The sequence below is a fragment of the Saccharothrix syringae genome (assembly GCF_009498035.1).
In the GTDB taxonomy this organism is placed as follows: Bacteria; Actinomycetota; Actinomycetes; order Mycobacteriales; family Pseudonocardiaceae; genus Actinosynnema; species Actinosynnema syringae.
On the sequence record NZ_CP034550.1, the window covers coordinates 2,030,155 to 2,050,853 of the forward strand.

Here is a 20,699-nt window from a genome sequence, read left to right on the forward strand (position 1 = left end):
CAGAACGATACGCACCTCCTTCCTCGTCAGTGCCTTGGATGACCAACAAGGTATGCCATGGCTGCGGCATGAGTAAAGACCGTTCGCGTACCGTGGTCGGCATGTCTATCGGGGGGAAGACTCTGGCGGACCGCTCCGCCGAGCTTCAGAACTGGATCCGTACTGGTAGAACGCGTCGGCTCCGCGTCGATGCCGGCCTCAGCCAAGCGCTGGTCGCGCAGGACTGCGAAGTCACGCCGTCCACTGTGCACCGCTGGGAGACGGGGGATCGGCTGCCGCGTGGGCGCAACATCGCCGCGTACCACGCCTTCCTCGCTCGCCTGGTCGAGCGGGAGCAGCAAGGGGATGGCCGCGATGGGGAGTAGGCATGCCCCCGAGCGGCGTCCAACCCTGGCGGAGATCAAGGCGACGTGGCCGCCCGCCGTGGACGTCCCGACCGCCGCGACGGCGTTCGGGATGAGCCGCAGCAAGGCGTACGAGCTCGTCGCCCGCGACGAGTTCCCCGCCAAGGTGGCCAAGTACGGCGGTCGGATCATGGTGATCACGGAGTCGCTCGTGCGCGCGCTGTCCGCGGGGGACTGACGCCATGGCTGAGTTCGGTGGACAAACTCCGCCTGGCGCGCACGACGAACCACCGACCCGGCGCCTGCGGGTGAGGACGGTGCACGAGGTCGACATCAGGCAGACGCGGTTCGCGTGGCGGGACTACCTACCCGTCGGCGAGGTCGCCCTGCTGGTCGGCAAACCCGGCATCGGCAAGAGCACCGTCGTCGTAGACCTGGCGGCGAGATTGACCACGGGACAGCTCGACGGCGACTTCACCGGCGAGCCGCAACACGTCCTCTACTCCGTCACGGAGGACTCGGAATCCACGCTCAAGGCCCGGTTCATCGCGGCCAAGGGAGACCCGCAGCGGCTGCACCTGGTCGACGTCGTCTACGGTAATTCACCCGACGGCACGCCGCTCATCGTCAACCTCGACCTGGACGCGGTGCGTGAGGTGGTCGAGGCGTGGAGGCCCGCTCTCCTCGTGCTGGACGCGCTCAACTCGTCCCTGTCCGGACAGCTCAACGACAACTCCGTCGTGCGCCCGCAGTTGGAGAAGTTGAGGCTCCTGGCGCAGCAGACCGGCACGACTGTCCTGGGCATCGGGCACTTCCGGAAGGCGACAGCGGGTGTCGATCCGGTCGACGCCATCGGCGGTGCCGGGGCCTACACACAGGTCGTCCGGCACGCCTTGGGATGTGCTGCGGAGGACAAGGACAGCTACGTCCTGTCGGTCATCAAGTCGAATGTGGTGTCGGTGTCGAGCATCCCGTCGCTGTCCTACAGGACCATCTCAGCGACCGTCATGGCCGACGACGGAGGGGAGACCGCAGTCGGTCGGATCGTCTGGCAGGGGCACTCGACGGCCTCGGTCGTCGACCTCCTCCAGCGCTCCGCGTACGACGATGGGGACGAGCGCGCCGATGCTGCCGCGTGGCTCATCGACTACCTGAGGGAGCGTGGTGATGAGGCGCCGGTGCTGGAGTTGTTGGACGAAGGACATCAGGCCAGCTTCTCCAAGGACGCCCTGAAGCGTGCCAAGACCAGAGCCAAGGTGCGCTCCGAGAAGGCCGAGTTCGGTGGCGGCTGGGTGTGGCGGATCAGCCCGACAAGGCACGAAGGGAGCACACAAGGGAGCGAAGGGAGCAGTACGGGCGACACCGCTCCCTTCGCTCCCTCCGTGCGCTCTTCGCAGCACGACGACGCCCATCCGCCGCCGTAGCAAGCTAGAGATCAGGACACCCGAAGGGCGTCCTGACCAAACGGCACCGGCTTACCGCGCAGCCCACACGCCATCGACCAAGGCACTCCCGTGCCGTCGGCGACGGGCGAGGGCTGCGCGGTGGCCGACGCGGCAGCGAGGCCGGCCAAGGCGCCGTGCGCGAAGCCGATGCTGGCCCGGTCGGCACGGTGCCTGGCTCGACACCACAGGGCGCTGCACGGACCGCGCCGACTTGGCGGGGCACAGATCGGCAAGGCAAGGCTGGGGAGTGCCCAGCCAGTCGTTCGACGTTGAGAGCGAGCGGGCCCCGGAGCCCGCCTGTCGTTTCGGGGGGAACGATGAGCACGAGGAAGCAGGGTGTGCGTCGGCAGCGGCGTGTGCGCGGAGGCGCTGAGACCCGGATCAACATCCGCACCACGGTCATGGTGCGGGCCGCGTTGGAAGTGCGGGCGGCGGTGGCCAGGTTGTCGGTGCCGCTGTACCTGGTCGAGTGCGGGCTGCGTGAGCCCGACGGCTGGTCGCTGCACCAGCAGCGGTACTGGGTGGCCGAGTGGGAAGCCGCCGCGGTGAAGCTGTCCCGGTCGGGCAGCGCGCTCAAGCAGCTCGCTCGCCAAGCCGACAGCGGCCACGTCGTCGACCAGCAGCAGTTGCAGGCGGCGCTGACCTACCACCAGCGGGTCCTGGACGAGCTGCACCGGGTGCTCGACGCGGTGGACCGGCACCGAGGGACCGGGCGGTGATCGCCGAGGTCGCGGGCCGCGGCAAGCGCGGCTCCAACACCCTGGGGCTGCTGCGCTACCTGTTCGGCCGGGGCCGCTCCAACGAGCACCGCGACCCGCACGTCGTGGCGGCGTGGGATCCCGACTGGGTACGCGGTGGGGCCTGGGGCGAAAACGCGACCACCGCCCCAGGCCGCGTACGGCTGGCCCAGCAACTGGACGCCCTGATGGTAGGGCACCAGGTGGACCTACCCGACGGTCACGTCTACCACGTGGTCCTGTCCATCCCACCCGCCGACGTCACCACCGCCGGCTACCCACCCCAGCCGGAGGCGCACACCGACGAGGACGGGAAGCGCCCCACCCAGCAGCGGCTGCCGGACGAGGTGTGGCACGAGCTGGTCGAGTCCGGCATCGCAGCCCTGGGTCTGGGTGCCGACGACGACGGTCAGGGCGGCTGTCGGTGGGTCGCGGTCCACCACGGCCTCTCCACCAAGCGCAACGACCACGTCCACGTCGTGGTCAACGTGGTGCGAGGCGATGGCCGGGTCGCCAACCTGCACCGCGACTTCCTGCGGTGGCGCGACTGGTGCCGCCAGGTCGAGGGGGAACGCAGCTGGACCCGCACCGCCCCAGCTGGCGAGGGACGCTCCAAACCCACCTCGCGCATCGAACTCGTACGCGCGGACGCCAACGGGCAACGCACCGAGAGGGACCGGCTGCGCGACCTCGTCACGGCCGTGGCCGCCGAGGCCGCCGACGAGATCGGGTTCGTACTGGGCCTGCGTCGCCGTGGCGTGCTGGTCGCCGCCTGCCCCGGCACCGGGCCGGTCACCGGCTACAAGGTCGCCTTACGTCCCGAGCAGCACGCCGTCGAGCAGGACCGCCCAGAACCTGAGCCGCTGTGGTTCGCTGGCTCGACGCTGCGCCGCGACCTGTCCTTGCCGCGGCTCCGCGCCCGCTGGGTTGACTCCAGACCGCTTCTCGTCAGCAGACAGCAGAGGCTGTGGCGTGACATCACCGACCACCCCGTCGGCCCGCAGGACCGCACCGGCGGGACGAGCGAGCAGACCTTGCAGCGGGAGCTGAACCGAGCCTGCGCCGCGGTGGAAGCCGCCACCGGCACCGCAGAGGGCACCGTCCCAGCGTCAGACTTGGATCAACGCACCTGGCACCTGTTCGTCGAGCGCTCCGCTGACCTGGTGGCCGTAATCCGGCTCCATGACCCGCACGAACTCCTGGAGAAGGTCCACGACCAACTCACCCGGGCCGCCCAACTTCCTCGCCCTGGCCCAACAACCAGCTTTGCCGGTCCACTGGGTACCAAGCGACCGTCGACGCCAGTCATCACCGCGCAGGAGGCGCTGCGGCTGCTGGGCGACGCTGTCCGTGTCGCCGCCCGAGTCCGCGATGTCACGCCGGTCGTTCTGGCCCTGGTCGTGGTCGCTGTCTTACGAGTCATCGCAGCCGTGCAGGCGGTCGCCGAGCATCGCGCCATCCGCGAGGCTGCCCGCTACCAACTCAGCACCGCCATCGCTGTTCTGGAAGGGCACCCAGCCCGCAGCGACCTGCCTCCGGAGCAACCGACACTCCGTCAATCGACTACTGCGATCGGTCGGTCCGCCGGTCCATCGGGACGGCCACCCCTTCCTCGTGGCACAGCGACACGACCTCACCGACCTACTCTGCCCGACTCGACGAGGCGAGCGGGGCCGCAGCGCTGACCGCAACTGCGTGGCATTCAGTACCCAACCTGACTGCACACCGTGGGCCGAAAGGGCGAAGGTAAGACCTCCACTGTCTGTAGCGCGCCCGCCTTCTGCGGTGCGCCTGACCGACTACCTAAAGTGAAGGTGGGCAAGGGGAGTTCTGGGGTCTCGTTCTTGTAGCACACTCCTCACCAGCGTAAATGTCAAGAGTGGCAGCGTGGAGTCGTAAGAGCTGCTACTGAATCGCTACACGGGGCGTTCACCCGTTTGGGGTCTAACGCGGGAGGCTGCTCACAGGGTGTAGTGCCTGTCAACGTTCTTGCTCCAACCGGAGCAGTTCCGTCAGCGTCACTTGGTGGAGGTGGTATGACGGCATCCCTGCCTTCCGGCCTCTGGTCGGATGACCCTGCGACCGTAGACCTGCTGTCCTTCGATGCAGTCGCCCAGACTGTCGCCGACGCCTTGCTCGATGACTCGCTCGACCCCGTCGCCCTCGGGCTGTCCGGTAGTTGGGGAAGCGGTAAGACGACGGTGCTCGGCCTCGTGGCCCAAGAGCTTGACCGCCGAGGCACATCCGAGCAGAAGGTGCTGGTCATCCAGACCGATCCTTGGCGTTACGACCCGTCGACGGGGGCCAAGGAGAGCCTCATCGCCGAGGTGTTGGACGCACTCGCCGGAGAGGTCGACAGGTCGGCTACCAAGACCGACAAGGCGAAGGGGCTCGTGGCGCGGCTCAGCAAGCGCGTCGACTGGGCCAAGGCGATCAAGTTGGCCGCCAAGTCCTCGTTGACCTTGCAGATCCCGGATTTCGATGCGCTCGTCGAACTGGTGAAGCCCAAGGAGGAGGACAAGCAGTCGGTACGTGGCCTGGATGACTTCAAGGACGAGTTCGAGGAACTGCTGGCCTCTGAGGACCTCAAGCACATTCGGGCCGTTGTCGTCCTGGTGGACGACCTCGACCGCTGCCTACCTGAGACGGTCGTGCAGACCTTGGAGGCGATGCGCCTGTTCCTGGCCGTACCGAAGATGTCGTTCGTGATCGCTGCCGACGAAGAGCGGGTGGCGGACGCCATCCGGACCCGTTTCAAAGCGACCGGACGACCGGACGAGAGCGACGAGGAACGGCAGGACCCCGCCACCCTCTACCTGCACAAGATCGTTCAGACCACCATCCCGCTCCCGGCGCTGAGCCACTTCGACACCCAGGCTTACCTGCTCCTCCTCCAGATGCAGACAGCTGCCAAGCCGGACCAGCTCACCACGCTCATCGAGCGGTGCGCCCAGATCCGTCGGCAAGGCCGCGGTATCGATGACATCGGGCAGGTCGACGGGTTGGCAATGGACGACCAGTTGGCCTTCGCGGCGCGCCTGACGCCGCTGCTGTACGAGAAGCTGCGGGGCAACCCCCGCTACATCAAGCGCTTCCTCAACGACCTGCGCGTTCGTCAATCCGTGGCAGCTCGCCGGGGCATCGACTTGGACCCGGCCGTCGTCGCCAAGCTGATGACTCTTGAAGCCCTGATGAAGACCGAGTTCCAGCTCTTGCTGGGCTGGTTCGCCAAGGGTGAGATGCGGGACCACTTGGAGCGCTTGGAGGACGAGGCAGGGCGTCCCGCCTTGGCCAGCGCACCCTCCGTGAATGAACAGGGCGACGCCGACTCCGTCGACACGCCTCCGCAACCACGACGTGCAGGATCGACTCGACGTGCGAAGACTGCCACCTCAGGCCAGTTCTCCCAGGCGATGGTGCGGTGGGCCAAGCTCGCACCACCACTGCGCGGACTCGACCTGTCGCCGTACCTGACGCTGGCGGCAAGCTTCGCGGGCGTCACGCTGATCGACGACAGCCTGCCGGAGCGGTTGCGCGACATCGCGGCCAACCTGCTCTCCGACTCGCGTCGCGAGCAGAGGTCGGTCACTGACCCCGAGTTGAATGAACTGGGCGACGGCGACGCTACGGATCTCTTGCGCCACATAGGGCGAACGATGCGCGATCAGCCGACCAAGCAGAAGGCGGGTGTCAATGCCGTTCTGCGCCTCGCCAGGCTCCAGGCCGGTCTGGCGACCGCGGCCCGGGATGCCCTTCTGATGCTGCCTCCCAGTGAGGTCACCATGGCCACTCCGGTCCAGTTCACAGCAAGCGACTCCGCGCCCATTCGCAGCGTCCTCACGACCTGGAAGGGCAAGTTGCCCGACGGTCCGGTCAAGCGGGCGATCGACAGCGTGCTTACGGATCGAGGTACTGCCTGATGGGGACCAGCGGCGCCTACTCCGGTAGCGGAGGCAAGGACGGCAAGACAGTTCGTGACGCCGTCCGTAAGTACCTGGATGGCCTCTCAGGCCCTGACGGACCGCGGAAGAACGGCGATCGGCCTCCGCTCGACCCTGCTTCGCTCCAGCGCATCGTCAACCTGATCCGTCCTCGGGGGGCGAGTGGTGGAGGTGGTGATGGTCCAGGCGGTGGTGGTTCCGGGGGCTCGGGAGGGCCGCAGCGCACCACCGCCGCCTCTGCTCGCACCGCAGGGCGTGCAGCAGCTGCCGCCTATGCGTACAGCACGGGTGACGCGGCGACCCTGCAACGCTTGGGGCTGGATTACGAGGAGTTGCGGAGTCTCGGAGACGACGTTGAAGTCCTGCGTCGAATCGTCAACATGGCTTGCAGTACGCCGGACAGCAGCATCGAAGACCACGAACAGCGGTATGTGGCGGCGGATGTAGCAGAGTGGGTGATGGAGCAGGAACGGGGTGGCTACAGACCAACTCCCGACGAGGTGGTCCGCCAGACCATTGCGGTGATCATCGCCGAGGCGCTGCTGGTGGAGACGGGGAACCTGGTCAACGGCCACGAGTCGGCCGACGTGGCCGAGCAGGACATCCGAGACGCTGCGGAATTCATCGCTGTCCAAGCGGACCTGTCGGTGAACGGTGTTACTGAAGATGAAATCAGTCGAGCTGTGGAGGACGGTATTGAACGACTCCGTGGCATCGTGAGGGGTGGTAGTTGATGCCTCGGTTCACTCTGCGCTTGACTGCGGCAGACGATATTTCCGCAGCCGAAGCTGCCGCTTCCTTCTACTGGCTCGGTGACCAGAGGTCGTCGTTCATCTCAAGTATCGGGCCTGGGTTGGAGCAATTGGGTGCTGTACCTGCGCCCAACGTCGATGTGGTGCGGATCGCCCTGACGGTGCTTGCTGCGGATCGCTCTGTACCCAGGAAGGGAGGCGGATCTGATTGGAATCAGCGAGACATCCATCTTGAGGTTCCCGTCTCCGATGCGGTGATCTGGAACGCCGTCGCAGAAGACCTGGCGCAGACGCTTGGCTTCCTCAGTGGTGACCGGTGGAGCCTTCACTTCGAGCAGGAGCGGCCTGCCGTGGAAGTCCCCGTGCGGGTGGATGGCGGCGCTGTTCCTTCGCGCGTGGTCCTGTTGAGCGGTGGAGCCGACTCGGCCGTAGGCGGCCTGTATTCCCGCTCGCTGCTCAAAGATGATGAGCATCATGTCTTGCTGTCGCACTTCGCTAATACGATGCTCCGGCCTATCCAGATCCGCGTCGCCGAAGAGATCGAAAGACTGCTCCCCTGCGGCAGTCAGGAACACGTAGTAGTGCATTTGGGGCGTCGTAGTGAGCGAATTGATGGCACGCCGTACCCGTCGGAGTCGACTACTCGGTCTCGCTCGCTCCTGTTCCTTGCGCTCGGACTCGCAGTAGCTTCAGTTCACCGGGTGCCTTTGTGGGTGCCTGAGAACGGATTTGCGTCTATCAACCCACCGCTGGGCCGGGAGCGGCTCGGAAGTCTGTCCACTCGTACGACACATCCCAAATTCCTGAAAGATTTGTCCGCTGCTCTCTCGAAGGCTGGCGCTCATGCAGTCATCGAGAACCCATTCGCTCTTGCCACGAAGGGTGAGATGTACCGTCGAGTTGTGGACTTGATTGGCCTGGAAGAAGCATCCACATTCTTGAGTGCTACCCACTCGTGTGCCCTGACTGGCCAACGGGCTCATGGTTTCGGTAGTGAGCGCCCATGTGGAGTATGCTTCGGCTGTGTCCTCAGGCGCGCATCCTTCGCATCATCTGGCGTTGCCGATCGTAGTAATTACATTGCGCCGAGTGATGACTCTGCTGTGCAGGCTTGGCTCAATTCCAAGTCCGTGGAGCAGCAAGTCCGCAACTTCATTCGCAGGGGTGTGAGGATGCGAGACCTCGTGACACTGAGTCTGCCGGATGACTACTCGCTGCACGAAGCGTCCAGTCTCTGTGAACGCGGGATTCGCGAACTCCGGAGCTTGTACTCATGAGACGCTTGCTGGCGATCGACATGCACGCCCATGTCGAGGTCGATATTTCTGTCGATGACCTGCTTGAGTTGGACGCACTCGTCTTCGCTGTGACCCGTTCGCTGGATGAAGCCGAGAGGGCAGTCAAGCGGTCGGACTCGTGGACGGTCTGGGGTGTGGGGTGTCACCCTGGCCTTCTCGGTGTGCAGAAGGCATTCGACGAAAGGCGGTTCACCGAGCTCATCGCCGGCACGGCATACGTGGGAGAGGTTGGACTCGACGGCAAGTCGCGGGTTCCTATGGACATCCAGCGGAGAACCTTCGACTCGGTACTCGGCGTTCTCCAGGCCACCCCTCGGTTGACAAGTGTCCACAGCTTCGCCGCAGCGGAAGAAGTCGTTTCCTCCTTGGCTGCTCGACCGACGCAGGGTGTAGTCCTTCACTGGTGGTTGGGTGACGAAGCGCAGACCGAGCGGGCAATCGAGCTCGGTACCTACTTCTCGGTGAACGCTTCAATGCTGCGTCACGGGGATGTACTGGCAAGGTTGCCGCTCAACAGGGTGCTGACTGAGACTGATCATCCCTTCGGTGACAAGACAGGTGGGCGAGGTCGCAGGCCGGGTAGGGTGAAGATCGTCGAGGACGCTCTAGCCGTCCTGCATGGAATTCGGCCTGAGGAGGTTCGCAGGATCGTGTGGCAAAATCTGGCGCAGCTCGTCCGGGAAACCAAGTGCGGTGTACTGTTGCCGCGGTCCGTACGGACAGGAATCGTGGCGATTGTGTAGTACCCTCCGGGTAAGCGCTTAATACTTTACCTGGCGATACGTCCCCGTTATTACAATGCGGGTGTCCACTGCCATGGGCGTGGCGGGCACTTTTGAAGGCAAGCGACACGAAGTGCAGCCTCCCGGTGAACCAGGGGTTCCTCACCTGCGCGTTGGGCGACGTACAGCGCCATGCGCAGTTCGCGGATGTCTCGGAGCAGTTCGAAGCCGGTCCACGTGGTGACGTCGTGGCCGTAGCGGTCGCAGAAGTCGCGGTAGTCCTCTGCGGTGATCCAGTCGAAGCTGGTGTGCTTGATCGCGGTGCTGACGAGGTCCCACTCAGGTGGGCCGATGGAGCAGCGTTCGAGGTCGAGCAGCACCACCTGGCCGTCGTCGGTGGCCACTACGTTGCCGACCCAGGCGTCGCCGTGCACGACGCAGCGCGGCAGGCCGGGAGGCAGGCTGGCGTAGCGGGCTTCGAGGGATGCCAGGTGTTCGCGGAGCCAGCTCCGGTCTTCGTCGGTGAGCGTCGTGGCCGCGTCGATGCGCTCGGCGAGCCGGACGAACGGGGCCAGGTCGCCGAGGGGGAGGTCGGTGGGGACGGGAAGGTCATGGAGTCGGCGGATGGCGATGGCGACCTCGGCGGGAGTGCCGTGTCGGTGGGGAGGGAGCTCGTCCCAGAAGGTCACGGCCCTGCCCGTCACCTGCACCGGCTGGGCGATGTCTTTCAACGCCCGGACGGCCGGGACCTCGTGCTCGGCGAGCCACTGCGCGATGCGGACCTCACGAGTGGCAGCGGCGAGCTGGCCGGGCCGGGCGATGCGGGCCACTACGCCGCCGGGCAGGCGGAACAGGGCGTTCTCGCCCAGCCGGATCGGCTCGGCATCGGTGTGGTCGAGGCCGACCTCTGCGCAAGCAGCGGCCAGCACGGACGAGTGGTCGTCGCTCACCGTGCCACCACCAAGGTCGTGATGCGGTGCCGCAGGGCCTCCACCGCGGGGATGCTCCGGTGCCGCTGGCTGTAGCGAGCCAGCTCGCGCAGGTCGTCCACGGCGCGGTTGGAACGGATGGTCCCGGCGGCGTCCAGCGCCACTGAGCCGATCACCGCGGCCTCGCGCGGGTCGCCGGTGGCCATGGTCAGCGAGGCCAGCTTGATCTGCGAGATCGTGCGCGACCGGGCGTAGGCGGCGGTGTGCCCGGCTACGGCCGTGGAGAACCGGGCGGTGGCCTCGGCGGGGGAGCGGCCGTGGACGGCGATGTCGAACAGGGCGTGGCCGGTGTCGCCCGCGTGCTGGGCGGCGTCGTAGTAGCGCATCCACGACGCGTCGTTGGCCAGGTTGCTGTGTGCGAAGTGGTCGTCGGCGGTGCCGACGGCGATGAGCGTTTCCCGGACGCGGCCCATCTTGGCCAGCGCTCGTGCGTGGGCCGTGTGCAGCATGGCCCGCTCGGTCGCGGTGAGCCGGTCGGCGCGGACGAGGGCGTGCTCGGTGAGCGTCAGGCCCTCGTCGGGCTTGCCGATCCAGATGGCCTGTCGGGCCATCGAGGAGAGGATCTTGGCGCGCAGGTGCCAGTCCTCGGCCTCCTCGGCGCAGGCCAGGGCGAACTGGAACACGCGGCGGGCGTCGTCGTGGGCGTAGGCGTCGAAGGCCATGAAGGCGCAGGTGTGGGCGAGGTAGCCGACGGCGCTGTGCAGCGGGCCGTGCAGCTTGGCGGGGTAGTTGGCGCCGAGCAGGTCGGCGGAGAAGCGGAGTTGGGCGAGGACGGCTTCGCGGGCCAGGCCGCCGCCGTAGGTGTGGTCCCACCCGGCGAACACGCGCGCCGCGGTGTGGATCTGCTCGATCTCGGTCTGGCCGACGCGGGCGGGGGCCGCGGTCGGCTGGGTGCCCTCCAGCAGGGCGGCGACCGGGGCGAGCGCGAGGGTGCCGACGCCGAGGGCGGCAGTGCGCAGGAACTGCTTTCGGTCCACGGTCGCCAGCTTTACCACCGACCGGCGGCGGTTGCTGAAGCCCAGTGCGGCGTCGCTGGAGGCACCCAGGGTGACGCGAAGCGCCTCCCGGTACAGCGCGCTCGGCCAGCGGATGGCGCCGCGTTCGAGCTTGCCGATGTAGTTGGCATCCAGCTCCACCTTGCGCTGGTGGTGGTGCCAGACGTAGGCGTTGACCAGGTCGGCGAGCTCCTGCCGGGACAGGCACTCGTCGGGCTGGGTGGGCGAGGCGGTGCGTTCTCGCGCCTGCCGCAGCTGATCGTTCGCCGTGGGCACTGGTCCGGCCTCCCCGAGTGTGACCGGGGTCATGGTGGCACGCATCGTGACCGGACGGGTACTGCTCCCCGGGAGGGGAGGATTGCAACCCTCCCCGATTCCTCCCCTTGACATCCTCCGTTCCCAGTGCCCGCAGCGGCGCTGGCAGCGGGCACGGTTGGTTGCATGACGGAGACCCCGCTTGAGCAGGGCAGGACGGTGGACGCTGCTGCTGGCGCCATCCCGCGCGTCTCGCTGGTGGTCCGGGCGTTCAGCAGTCCCTGCGAGGTCGACGGCGATCACCCGGTGCTCGTCGTGGCGGCGGACCTGGGAGCTGAGCACCGGGCGCGTACCGAGGCCCAGAGGATCGTCAGCGACCCGTGCAGCGATGACCACGTGGTCGCCGCCGCTCTCCGTGCTCTCCACGACCACGACGTCACCCGATCGAGGCTTGCCGAGCAGGTCGACGTCTGGGCGACTGGGCAGTTCGGCGAGTCCGGTGCGCGGCTGCTGCACACCGAAAGCCTTGGGCAGTTGGTCGACCGGCTGGGCGCGCTGTGGGCCTGGTCCCGGCTGTTGGCCGAGGACGACGACCCGGCCGCACGCGATCCGGCGAGGCTGGCGCTGCACCGGCTGGGCGAGCTGTGCATCGGTTACGACGACCTGGTGACCGACCTGCTGAGCGGTCGGCGTCGGCTGCCGATCTATCAGGCGCTCACCAGATACGACGTGGCCGCGTGAGGCATGGACGGGACACGCGGTGTGGTCGCCGTTGTCGTGGCGGCCGACAGCCCCACCGGCCGTGTTGCAACGGCCATCGACGACCTCACCGCTCACTTGCCGACCGCTGGCCAGCAGTCCTCCTGCTCGGTCTGCTCGGCCAGGTCGTGGCCCTGCCCTCCGTTCCACAACGCGGCGCACCGGGTGATCGAGGCAGGCGTCCGGCTCGCCGACCTGGTGCCGGTCGACCTCCACCCGCGGCTGTGACCGCCGGCACCTCCACAGCAACCGCGCTGGTCCACCGAGGAGACCTCCAATGGCTGAAGTGCAGCTCACCGCTTTCAGCAGCACTCCGGCTGGCGCCGTGTGCGGAGATGACCAGGCGCGGTGTGGACCACTGCCCACCAGCACTTGGTCGCTGACGGGTCTCCCACGACCGCGAACGGTCGGCAGGCGGCAGCCGACCGACGGTCGTCCGTCGCCCTGCTGAGGGCCCCATGAGCGGGGAACGTGCCGTTGCAGGCGCGGCGCGTTCCCCGCTTCGAACCGCAAGCCACCGCTCACCACAGGCGACGGCGGTCCGCTCACCCGTGAGCAGCCGCACCGCATTCCACATCCGAACAACCTCTGGAGCCCACCATGACGGCACTGTCCCTCGTTCCCCCGGTCGACACCGCGGCGATCGGCGCGGTGAACCTGGACGCCGAGTTCGACCTGGACCTGCGGGTGTCCACCGACCCACTGCCCGGCATCTCCGACGGGTGCGCGACCGACGACGGGTGCGACCCCACCTGCGCCTCGTCCTGCGTCAGCAACGCCTGAGCCGAGTTGTCGCGGTCGGACCGGACGCGTGTCGCCCGGTCCGACCGCCGCCTTGGAGGACCAGATGCCTGCTTCGAACGCACCTCGGCTCTACCGGCACCAGGGGATCGGCCTGCTGCGCGCGGCAGCGATCCCGCTGAACGAGGTGCCGTCGTGGTGGCCCGACCCCGCTGACACCGAGACGTGCAGGTCGTGGATGCGCGAGGTCTGGTCGCGGGCGGACCTGGCCGAGGCGATCGGTGCAGCCAGCCCTGGGTTGGCGGCACGGGTGCAGGTTCTGTGCGAAGACCCCAACGCCCCGGGCAAGCAGGTGCGGCGCGCCACCCTGACCACGGTCCGCTACCTGCTGCGCGCGGTTGGTCGGCACACGCCGTTCGGATTGTTCGCGGGCGTGGCGCCGGTCCCGCTGCTCGACGCTCCGTCCAACGGCGTGCCGACGCGCTGTGGGAGCGGGCACCGCGTGATCGCGCGCGTCGACACCAGCTGGCTGGCCGACGTGATCGACCAGCTCGAAGCGCGACCTGAGCTGGTGGAGCGCTTGGACGTGGTGTTCACCGACCTCGCCGTCGAACGCGGCCTTCGGTTGGAAGCGCCGCACGGCCCCGCCAAGACCAGCGTTCGCCGTACCCGTGCCGTCGAGGCGATCCGTGAAGCCGCCACCACGCCGATCGGCTTCGGCGACCTCGTCACCGCCGTGATCGCTGCCTTCCCGCAGGTCGATCCTGCCGCAGTCGGTGGCACCCTGACCGCGTTGGTCCGCCAAGGACTGCTCATCACGTGCCTGCGTGCCCCGATGACGATCACCGATCCGCTGGAGTACCTGGTCAACCGCTTGAGGAGAGCACGGGCTGGCACTCTGGCCGCGACCGCTCCCGTACTGCGTGAACTGGAAGCGATCCACTCCGAACTCGTCCGGCACAACCAGGTGGGTGCCACGCGTGCAACGCAGGTACCCGTGCGGGCGACGCTCATCAGCCGCATGCGGACGGTCTCCTCAGCCGGGCGCGTCACTTTGGGGCTCGACCTGCGCCTGGACGTCAGAACAGCCCTGCCTGAGCAGGTGGTCAACGAGATCGAGCGCGCCGCCGACGTCCTGGTGCGGCTGAGCAACCAGCCAACCGGGCAGGCCGTGTGGCGCGAGTACTACACGGCGTTCTGCGCTCGCTATGGCACCGGAACCCTGGTGCCGCTGGCCGACGTGGTCGACCCGGACACTGGACTCGGCTTCCCAGCTGGCTACCCCGGCAGCCTGCACCCGATGCCGCCGGAGTCGGGAGCACCACGCCAAGAGATGCTCTTGGCGTTGGCTTGGGAGGCGGTTGTCGACCGCGCCGCCGAGGTCGTCCTCACCGACGAGGTGATCGACGCGCTGACCGTGGGAGGCAGCTCCGCGCAACGTCGCATCCCGCCGCACGTCGAACTCGCCGTCCGCATCCAGGCCGCCGGTCCGGAGGCGCTCCAGCGTGGCGACTACACGTTCACCGTGGCGCCGGGCCGCTCGGCCGGGACCTTCACCTCCCGCTTCACCAACGTGGTCGACGGCGCGGAACTGGGGGCGACGTACGCGGCCATGCCGACCGCGGTGGAGGGCGCCCTACCGGTGCAGCTCTCGTTCCCGCCGGTCCACCCCAACGCCGAGAACGTGTCCCGCGTCCCGGCCTACCTGCCGCACGTGCTCCCGCTCGGCGAACACGGCGAGAACGGCCAGTCCGCTGTCGTGAACCTGGACGACCTCGCTGTTACCGCCACCCACCACGGCCTCCACCTGGTCAGCCTGTCCCTGAACGAGGTGGTCGAACCGCAGGTGTTCCACGCGCTTGCGCTGGACAAGCAGGTCCCGCCGCTGGCCCGGTTCCTGGCCCACCTGCCTCGTGCGCTGACCGCGGCGTGGCACGAGTTCGACTGGGGACCGCACGCGGGCCGGCTGCCGTTCCTGCCCAGGGTGCGCTACCGCCACGCCGTGCTCGGCCCAGCGCGCTGGCGCCTCGACACCACCGACTTGCCCAGCACGACCGACCACGGCCAGTGGAGGAGGGCGCTCGAACACTGGCGACAACGATTGCGCTGCCCCGGCACGGTGGAGCTGCGCGACGGTGACCGCTCGTTGCGGCTCACCCTGGACGAGCCGGTGCACGCCGAGGTGCTCCGCACCCACTTGGCCCGCCATGGGCAGGCGATCCTGGTCGAAGTCTCTGACCAGGCCATGTTCGGCTGGGCGGGCGGCCACGTCCACGAGATCGCTGTGCCACTGGCCTCCACACGACCACCGACGCCTTCCCCGCGCGTCGCCGCCTTGCCGCTCGTGACCAACAGCGATCACGGCCATCTCCCCGGCACGGGGGACTGGCTGTACACCAAGCTCTACACCCATCCCGACCGGGTGAACGAGATCGTCGCCCACCGGCTGCCACAGCTCCTCGAAACCACTGGTTCGGCAGCACGAGCCTGGTACATCCGCTACCGCAGCCCACAGGAGAACGACCACCTGCGGCTGCGCCTGCGCACCTCCGGTCGGGAAGAACACCTGCGCGCCGTGGCTGCTGTTGGTGAGTGGGCGCAACAACTCCGCCGCGACGGCTTCGCCTCGCGCCTCGTCCTGGACACCTACCTGCCCGAGACGGGTCACTACGGGCACGGCCCGGCGATGGAAGCGGCCGAAGAGGTGTTCATCGCCGACTCGACCGCGGTCTCCAGCCAACTGCGGCACCTGCCCGACACCGCCGTCGCTCCCACCGTCTTGGCCGCAGTCGGCATGGTCGCCATCGCAGACGGCTTCCTCGGCAGCCGCGAAGAGGCGCTGCGCTGGCTGCTCGACCGCCCTGCACCGGGCACTGCGGACCGACACCACACCGCGAGCACGACCCGCTTGACCCTGGCCGACAACCTCTGCGAACTGCCCGGCTGGACCGACGAGCTGACGCAGGCGTGGAAGGCCCGAGCTGCTGCTCTTGCTGCCTACCGCAAGCAGTTGCCCGCTGAGATCGGCTCCGACGCGGTGCTGGAGTCCCTGCTGCACATGCACCACAACCGGGTCCTCGGCGTTGATCGCACGAGCGAGGCCGCCTGCCGCCGCATGGCCCGTCAAGCCGCCCTGGCCTGGCACGCCCGAGGTGCTCGGTGACCACGTTGACCAATACCTCGCTGCCAACTGCGCAGCCAGGTTGGGGACAGGACTTGAGCAGGGGAGCGGCAGGAATCGCCCTGCTGCACCTGGAGAACGGCCGGTGGGACACCGCTCAGCCGTGGCTGCGCATGATGACCGAGCACCCCATCACCGCTGAACCCTCTGCCTGCGGCTTGTACCGAGGAGCACCAGCCGTTGCCTTCACCCTGCACGCGGCCCGCCGAGCGGCCGGGAAGCCGGTCTCCCAGACCGCGCTGAACACCCTCGACGAGCACATCACGACCCTCACCCAGCAGCGCCTCGCCGCTGCCCACGACCGCATCGATCGGCGCCGGCTCGCCGAGGTCCGCGAGTTCGACCTGATCAGCGGTCTTACCGGGATCGGTGCGTACCTGCTGCACGCCCACGGCAACACCGAACTGCTGCGCCAGGTCTTGACCTACCTGGTCCGGCTGACCGAACCCGTGGTCGTCGACGGCGAGCAGCTACCCGGCTGGTGGAGCGGCAACGGACCAGCTGGTCGCCCGGGAGACCGCTGGTCGGGCGGGCACGGCAACGTGGGCATCGCCCACGGCATCACCGGCCCACTCGCCTTGCTGGCCACCACCGCGCGACGCGGCATCGCAATACCTGGTCAGCACGAGGCGATGGAGCGGATCTGCACCTGGCTCGACGACCTGCGCCAAGGCCCGGTGGACACCCCGTGGTGGCCAGGCATCGTGTCCCGCGCCGAACACCGGAATCGCGTCGTTCACCAACACGGTCCGCAACGTCCCTCCTGGTGCTACGGCACACCGGGCCTCGCTCGTACCCAGCAGTTGGCCGCCCTCGCCCTGGAGGACCAGGCTCGCCAACACACTGCTGAACAGGCCCTCGTAGGTTGCGTGAACGACGAGCGCCAACTCGCGCAACTGCACGACGCCTCGCTGTGCCACGGCTGGGCCGGACTCCTGCACACCACGCGGTGCACGGCTGCGGACGCCACCGACGATCGCTTGGCCGCCGGCCTGCCCGCGCTGCGCACCCGTCTGCACGACCACCTCGACCGCCACGGTCCGCCGACCTCACCCGGCCTGCTGGAAGGCACCACCGGAGTTCTCCTGACCGACCGAGCTGGTGCCGCGCCGGTCACCCGATGGGATGCCTGCCTGCTGCTCAACGGCTGACATCCACCGCAACCCAGCGCGGTGCCTGGCGCACGCCGCTACCATCCGCCCGCCCGCACCGAAAAGGAACTGATGAACACCACCACCAACTCCTCGCCCGAGGCCCTGCGCGCCGCGATGGTCGACCGCATCAAGGCCGCCGGCCACGCCCGCACCGCCGCGGTGGAGCAGGCCCTGCGCGAGGTTCCCCGGCACCGCTTCGTGCCCGCCGCGCAGCTCACCGACGCCTACGCCAACCAGGCTGTGATCACCAAGCGCGCCGCCGACGGCGCCGCCCTGAGCTGCGCGTCCGTGCCCACCGTGGTCGCCATGATGCTCGACCAGCTCGACGTGCAGCCCGGTCACCGCATCCTGGAGATCGGCGCGGGCACCGGCTACAACGCCGCCCTGCTCGCCACGCTGACCGGCCCGACAGGCCACGTCACCACCGTCGACATCGACCCCGAGGTCACCGCAGGCGCCCGCGCGGGCTTGGACGTCACCGGCTTCGCCGACGTGGAGGTGATCACCGCCGACGGCTCCCTCGGCGCACCCGGCAACGCCCCCTACGACCGGATCATCGTCACCGTCGGCGCGTTCGACATCCCACCAGCTTGGCGCGAACAGCTCGTTCCCGGTGGTCGCCTGGTCGTCCCCCTGGGCTGGCGCGGCCAGACCCGCAGCGTCGCCTTCGTCCGCGACGACGACCGGCTGCGGTCGGACTCGGTCAAGCTGTGCGGCTTCGTGCCCATGATCGGCCAGGACAGCGAGCGCTCCGCCCACCTCGACGACGATGAACAGGTCACCCTGTACTGGGACGCCGACCAGGACATCGACCCCGAACTCCTGCACGGCGTCTTGAGCACACCGAAGACCGAGGTCTGGTCCGAGGTCACCGTGGGCGGCTCCGAACCGTTCGACGGCGTCTGGCTGCGCATGACCGCCACTGAGCCCGCCACCTGCCGCATCGCCGCCGACCAAGCCGCGGTCGACAGCGGCCTGTGTACTCCCGCCATTCCGAGCCGCAGCCCTGCCCTCGCCGAAGCCGACTCCTTGGCCTACTTCACCTACCGCCGCGTGGACCCGGATCAGAGCAGTGGCGTCCGCGCTGAACTCGGCGCGATCGGCCACGGTCAAGCTGGGGAGCGCCTCGCGCAGAGGCTGTGCGATCAGATTCGCGCCTGGGGAATGAATCGCACTGATGAGCCGGTCGTGATCGCCCACTTTGCTGAGCACCCCGTGGAAGGCCCGAACGTCATCAAGCGCTGGATCAATTTGACCATCGCATTCTGAACCGGCGAATTCCTCAGTGTGCAGGTGAGCGGTTTCCGCCTTTGCTGACGGCCCGGTCCGGGCGGTGACGGTGTCGACCGGGCCGTCAGCATCATCTGCGATTCAGGTCAGAACAGCCTGTCCGAGAACTCGCTGTCGCGGGCGGTCGCGCATTGGCGGGCCAGTGGACACCCCTCGCACATCGGTGCTTGCTTGTGGCAGTGGAGCTGGCCGACCAGTCGCAACGCGGCCATGCGCAACGGTGCCTTGGCGTCACCTCCCACCAAGCGGGACAGGTCGACCCTGCCGTCGGTGAGGCTGTTCGCTCGTTCCGAGCTGGTGTTGAGCACGCGTGACGACACGCGGATGACCGGTTGGCTGGTCAACAGGACGTCGTCGCCCGCCAAGAGCTTCAAGAGGACGGTCTTCCCGGGTGGAAGGGCCAAGACCTCCGGCATGTCCTGGGGGTGCAACCAGAGTCTCCGGTCATTCTGCAACTGCCGCAAACGCGTGACCGCCGCAGCGGCCACGCGCCTGACTGCCGCCTGCTCGATGAGGTCCACCGCTTGCTTGGTGACCCGCCTCTTGCTGGCCACTTCACGGAGGCCGGGAGTGTACGCGGCCAGTTCAACGGGTGACGGGTCCAGCATCGCCACGACCGCGGCGACCGGTGGGGTCAACTGCTCCCCGGGGAGCACGCACCAGTAGTTCCCGTCACGCCGCTCCTCGGCCCAAGCGGCCAAGTGGTTGGCGAGAACGCGCCACCGGTTCTGACGGGCTTTGTCGATAACCGGTACCGGGGACAATGCGATGGCTGCGGCCTTGCCCAGCATCGGTGGAACGGCGTTGCCGATCTGCTGGAACGCGTGGCTGCGGCTGCCCGCGAAGCGGAAGTCGTCCGGGAACGTCTGGATGCGGGCGGCCTCGCGAACGGTGAGGGTGCGGTTCTCCGACGGGTGGATGTACCAGTAACCGTCTTTGGCGATGTGCGCTGTGATGGAGCGGCTCAGCTCGTCCCAGTCCAACCGCTTGTACTTGTCGTCGAACGTTTCCGCCGTGTACCTGCGCAAGCTGGGGTCGATGTGCGCGTAGAGCGTCTTGGACGTCATCGAGGCGAAGATCTCGCGATCATCGTCGCGAACAGGTCGGGTCATGTGGTCCCACACCGTCTCCTCATTGGTGCCGCGCCTCATCACCTTGGCGAAATCCGACACCTCACCAGTGGGTGAATAGCTCAGCTCTCGACCGCCCGTGGTGAGGCCGAGGTCGGGTAAGTCGGCGATCGCGTCCCGCACGGTCACCGCTTTGCCGGGGCTGGGCCAGGTGAAGGTGTCGCTGTCCAGGCGGGCGAGCAAGATCAAGCGCTTGCGGTGCTGGGGAACGCCGTACTGCCAGGCGTCGACCAAGCGCAGGTTGGTCCGGTATCCGACGTCTTCCAGCATGTCCACGATCCGTCGCACGACGTGGAAGTCGTCGCCCAAGGCCATGTCGGGGACGTTCTCCATGAGCACCGCACGGGGCTTCACCTTGAGCACGACGTCGACGTACGCCCGCCACAGCTCCTTGCGCTCGTCGAACTCGTCGCGCACACCCGCGTCCACCAGACTGCGGATCTTGCTGCGCCCGGCCCTGCTGAACGGTTGGCACGGTGGTCCACCGGCGATGAGGTCGATGTCGACGCGTTTGAGCCTCCTGATCAACGCGGCGCGCTTCTTCGGGTCTCCCAGGTCCACGTCGAGCGCGAGGCCGGGGAAGTTCGCCCGGTGGGTCTGGAGCGCGAACTTGTTGTGGTCGACCGAGGCCGCGACGGTCCACCCGGCGTCGGTCAAGCCCAGGCTCAACCCACCGCCACCGGAGAACAGGTCGACCGCGAGCCGGGCGCCGTTCGCCACCCGCTCGGCGCACCACTGCTCGAACGTCTCCTCGGTGCACGCGTCGGGGTGCACCGGCAGTTGGAGCAGGTCGCTGCGTTCGAGCTTCACCGCGTAGACCGCCACGTCGCCTCCCGTCCACCGAACAGGGACCCGCGCGGGACCTCCACCACCGACGATCTGGTTCTGCTCAACTTCTTCCATGCCACTTCCCGGGACCGGTCCGCTCGGCCGCCCCGACGCGCGAACGATGAAAACGGGGATGAA

17 protein-coding genes are annotated in these 20,699 nt (G+C 67.9%); 13 read left to right on the forward strand and 4 right to left on the reverse strand.

The window, feature by feature from the left end; all coding sequences use genetic code 11:
* Nucleotides 1–38 precede the first annotated feature (38 nt).
* From EKG83_RS09655 to EKG83_RS09685, 7 genes are all read left to right on the forward strand, one after another.
* Nucleotides 39–365: a helix-turn-helix transcriptional regulator gene (locus EKG83_RS09655; RefSeq protein ID WP_084716859.1), complete on the forward strand. Its 327-nt coding sequence runs from the start codon at nt 39–41 to the stop codon at nt 363–365.
* Nucleotides 355–582, forward strand: a complete 228-nt coding sequence (locus EKG83_RS09660) for a helix-turn-helix transcriptional regulator (RefSeq protein ID WP_033433685.1) — start codon at nt 355–357, stop codon at nt 580–582. Before EKG83_RS09655 ends, EKG83_RS09660 begins: the two co-directional genes overlap by 11 nt.
* Nucleotides 583–661: 79 nt before the next feature.
* Nucleotides 662–1,768 (forward strand): AAA family ATPase, encoded by a 1,107-nt coding sequence (locus EKG83_RS09665; protein ID WP_170191915.1) that lies wholly within the window; start codon nt 662–664, stop codon nt 1,766–1,768.
* A gap of 377 nt (nt 1,769–2,145) precedes the next feature.
* Nucleotides 2,146–2,508 carry a hypothetical protein gene (locus EKG83_RS09670; protein ID WP_033433645.1) on the forward strand — a complete coding sequence of 121 codons (363 nt, stop codon included), beginning with the start codon at nt 2,146–2,148 and terminating at the stop codon, nt 2,506–2,508.
* Complete coding sequence (locus EKG83_RS09675; protein WP_051766521.1) at nt 2,505–4,211, forward strand: relaxase/mobilization nuclease domain-containing protein; 1,707 nt, start codon at nt 2,505–2,507, stop codon at nt 4,209–4,211. The genes EKG83_RS09670 and EKG83_RS09675 overlap by 4 nt, the downstream gene beginning before the upstream one ends.
* 351 nt (nt 4,212–4,562) lie before the next feature.
* Entirely contained in the window at nt 4,563–6,446 is a 1,884-nt protein-coding gene (locus EKG83_RS09680; protein ID WP_033433648.1) for a KAP family P-loop NTPase fold protein, read from the forward strand.
* Complete coding sequence (locus EKG83_RS09685) at nt 6,446–7,201, forward strand: hypothetical protein (protein ID WP_033433649.1); 756 nt, start codon at nt 6,446–6,448, stop codon at nt 7,199–7,201. The genes EKG83_RS09680 and EKG83_RS09685 overlap by 1 nt, the downstream gene beginning before the upstream one ends.
* Nucleotides 7,202–7,302: 101 nt before the next feature.
* Here EKG83_RS09685 and EKG83_RS09690 read toward each other — a convergent pair whose 3' ends face one another.
* Nucleotides 7,303–7,806, reverse strand: a complete 504-nt coding sequence (locus EKG83_RS09690; RefSeq protein WP_033433650.1) for a hypothetical protein — start codon at nt 7,804–7,806, stop codon at nt 7,303–7,305.
* A gap of 686 nt (nt 7,807–8,492) precedes the next feature.
* Between EKG83_RS09690 and EKG83_RS09695 the strand changes: the two genes are divergently transcribed.
* Nucleotides 8,493–9,260, forward strand: a complete 768-nt coding sequence (locus tag EKG83_RS09695; RefSeq protein WP_033433651.1) for a TatD family hydrolase — start codon at nt 8,493–8,495, stop codon at nt 9,258–9,260.
* Nucleotides 9,261–9,310: 50 nt separating this feature from the next.
* On the opposite strand, the gene EKG83_RS09700 is transcribed toward EKG83_RS09695, so the two are convergent.
* A complete protein-coding gene (locus EKG83_RS09700) occupies nt 9,311–10,189 on the reverse strand; it encodes a phosphotransferase family protein (RefSeq protein ID WP_033433652.1) in 879 nt (292 codons plus the stop codon).
* The gene (locus EKG83_RS09705; protein ID WP_228122545.1) at nt 10,186–11,205 is read right to left on the reverse strand and encodes an XRE family transcriptional regulator; all 1,020 of its coding nucleotides are present in this window, start codon (nt 11,203–11,205) and stop codon (nt 10,186–10,188) included. The genes EKG83_RS09700 and EKG83_RS09705 overlap by 4 nt, the downstream gene beginning before the upstream one ends.
* 459 nt (nt 11,206–11,664) lie before the next feature.
* Between EKG83_RS09705 and EKG83_RS09710 the strand changes: the two genes are divergently transcribed.
* The 5 genes from EKG83_RS09710 to fxlM all read left to right on the forward strand — a co-directional run bounded on the left by EKG83_RS09710 (nt 11,665) and on the right by fxlM (nt 18,582).
* Nucleotides 11,665–12,219 carry a DUF4254 domain-containing protein gene (locus tag EKG83_RS09710; RefSeq protein ID WP_051766523.1) on the forward strand — a complete coding sequence of 185 codons (555 nt, stop codon included), beginning with the start codon at nt 11,665–11,667 and terminating at the stop codon, nt 12,217–12,219.
* A 618-nt stretch (nt 12,220–12,837) separates the two neighbouring features.
* Nucleotides 12,838–13,020: an FxLD family lanthipeptide gene (locus EKG83_RS09715; protein ID WP_033433654.1), complete on the forward strand. Its 183-nt coding sequence runs from the start codon at nt 12,838–12,840 to the stop codon at nt 13,018–13,020.
* 64 nt (nt 13,021–13,084) lie between these two features.
* Nucleotides 13,085–16,141 carry a lantibiotic dehydratase gene (locus EKG83_RS09720; protein ID WP_033433688.1) on the forward strand — a complete coding sequence of 1,019 codons (3,057 nt, stop codon included), beginning with the start codon at nt 13,085–13,087 and terminating at the stop codon, nt 16,139–16,141.
* Complete coding sequence (locus EKG83_RS09725; protein ID WP_084716863.1) at nt 16,138–17,310, forward strand: lanthionine synthetase C family protein; 1,173 nt, start codon at nt 16,138–16,140, stop codon at nt 17,308–17,310. The genes EKG83_RS09720 and EKG83_RS09725 overlap by 4 nt, the downstream gene beginning before the upstream one ends.
* 72 nt (nt 17,311–17,382) lie before the next feature.
* A complete protein-coding gene (fxlM, locus tag EKG83_RS09730; RefSeq protein ID WP_033433655.1) occupies nt 17,383–18,582 on the forward strand; it encodes a methyltransferase, FxLD system in 1,200 nt (399 codons plus the stop codon).
* A 107-nt stretch (nt 18,583–18,689) separates the two neighbouring features.
* Here fxlM and EKG83_RS09735 read toward each other — a convergent pair whose 3' ends face one another.
* Nucleotides 18,690–20,558: a DNA cytosine methyltransferase gene (locus EKG83_RS09735; RefSeq protein ID WP_211269195.1), complete on the reverse strand. Its 1,869-nt coding sequence runs from the start codon at nt 20,556–20,558 to the stop codon at nt 18,690–18,692.
* Nucleotides 20,559–20,699 lie beyond the last annotated feature (141 nt).

Coding starts and splice junctions, on each gene's coding strand:
- EKG83_RS09655 (WP_084716859.1), top strand. CDS start 39: ATGACCAACAAGGTATGCCATGGCTGCGGCATGAGTAAAGACCGTTCG.
- EKG83_RS09660 (WP_033433685.1), top strand. CDS start 355: ATGGGGAGTAGGCATGCCCCCGAGCGGCGTCCAACCCTGGCGGAGATC.
- EKG83_RS09680 (WP_033433648.1), top strand. CDS start 4,563: ATGACGGCATCCCTGCCTTCCGGCCTCTGGTCGGATGACCCTGCGACC.
- EKG83_RS09685 (WP_033433649.1), top strand. CDS start 6,446: ATGGGGACCAGCGGCGCCTACTCCGGTAGCGGAGGCAAGGACGGCAAG.
- EKG83_RS09690 (WP_033433650.1), bottom strand. CDS start 7,806: ATGCACTACTACGTGTTCCTGACTGCCGCAGGGGAGCAGTCTTTCGAT.
- EKG83_RS09695 (WP_033433651.1), top strand. CDS start 8,493: ATGAGACGCTTGCTGGCGATCGACATGCACGCCCATGTCGAGGTCGAT.
- EKG83_RS09710 (WP_051766523.1), top strand. CDS start 11,665: ATGACGGAGACCCCGCTTGAGCAGGGCAGGACGGTGGACGCTGCTGCT.
- EKG83_RS09715 (WP_033433654.1), top strand. CDS start 12,838: ATGACGGCACTGTCCCTCGTTCCCCCGGTCGACACCGCGGCGATCGGC.
- EKG83_RS09720 (WP_033433688.1), top strand. CDS start 13,085: ATGCCTGCTTCGAACGCACCTCGGCTCTACCGGCACCAGGGGATCGGC.
- fxlM (WP_033433655.1), top strand. CDS start 17,383: ATGAACACCACCACCAACTCCTCGCCCGAGGCCCTGCGCGCCGCGATG.